Origin of the sequence: Kitasatospora sp. MBT63, from assembly GCF_000710465.2 — a bacterium.
Lineage (GTDB): Bacteria > Actinomycetota > Actinomycetes > Streptomycetales > Streptomycetaceae > Kitasatospora.
In genome coordinates this window covers 47,466-48,635 of the sequence record NZ_JAIZ01000786.1, presented here as the reverse complement: position 1 = coordinate 48,635, position 1,170 = coordinate 47,466, and the positions used below count along the sequence as shown (strand labels likewise).

Below are 1,170 nucleotides of genomic sequence, written 5' to 3'. Positions count from 1 at the left end.
GCGTTTGGCGGTACGGCCGACGATGGCCGTCTCGACGTGGGTGATGCCCAGGCCGGCCAGGTCGCGGGAGAGGAAGCCGTAGAGCGCGGTCACGTCCGGGAAGTACGCAGCGGCGTGCAGGTTCGAGGGGCCCGATGTCGCGAACGCGCCGTGCACCGCCGGGTGATCGGCCAGGGCCTGCCCGGCGGCGGCCAGATGGTCGGGGGTCACGTGCAGCAGGAGTTTCGCCTCGATCGGCAGCCCGAGGCGGCGGGGCTCGACCAGAACCTGCGTGACCAGGCGCCCTTGGGCGGCGAGTTGGGCCAGGCGGCGGCGCACCGTGCTCTCCGGGTGGCCGGTACGCGCGGCCAGGGCCGCCGCGCTCAGCCGCGCGTCCCCGGTGAGCGCGTCGAGGAGACAGTGCTCCAGCGGGTCGGTGTCGATGCCGTACGGACCGGGGGACCCGGGGACGGCCGGGTCGGCAGTCGGCCCGCCCGGGCCGAGCGCCGTGCGTTCGGGCACGCTCAGCACCTGGTGGCGCCACTCGGAGGTGAGCCGGAAGACGTGCAGGATCGTGGCGCTCTCCAGCGACGTCACCGCCTGCGTGGAAGGCAACTGGCGGAACACCAGCGGGTCGCGTGAACCCGGCTCGGTACGGGCGACCGCGAAGATCTCGTCCCCCGAAGTGGTGACGTCGACGAACGGGATGTCCTCGCGCGCCACGAGCGCGGCCACGATCGTGTCGAGCTTGCCCCGCAGGACCCGGATGCGCAGGAACAGCGCCCCGGCCGACCCGCCGCCCCGCGGCCGCGCGACCGGTGAGATCACCACGCGCACCGTGCCGTCCGCACCGAGCGCCTGCAGGCGGCGGCGCACGGTCGCAGCGCTGATCCCCAGAACCTGGGCCGCCCGCTCCGCCGTGACACGGCCGTCGCACTGCAGCGCGGCCACCAGCCGCTGGTCCGTGTGACTCAGTACGGATTCCGCCGATGAGTGTGCCATGGGAGCAAGTTTCGCCCACCCGGCCGCCGCGCGGGGCCCATTCCGGTGACTGCGCGCCGACCATGGATGTCACCCACGCAGCAAACGTTCTGACAATCCATCAGACAGTTCCGGCCACCACGGACGGAACATCCGATGGGGCTCGGAGCGCCCGGCCCGGACGAGCCGGCTCCGCTGCACGGCTCAGCA

Annotated in this window: 1 protein-coding gene; it reads right to left on the bottom strand. The window is 73.2% G+C overall.

Going from position 1 to position 1,170, the window contains the following annotated elements; all coding sequences use genetic code 11:
• The coding region (locus AA75_RS40950) for an Lrp/AsnC family transcriptional regulator (protein ID WP_033825588.1) at positions 1–981 on the bottom strand (981 nt) is incomplete at its 3' end.
• Positions 982–1,170 lie beyond the last annotated feature (189 nt).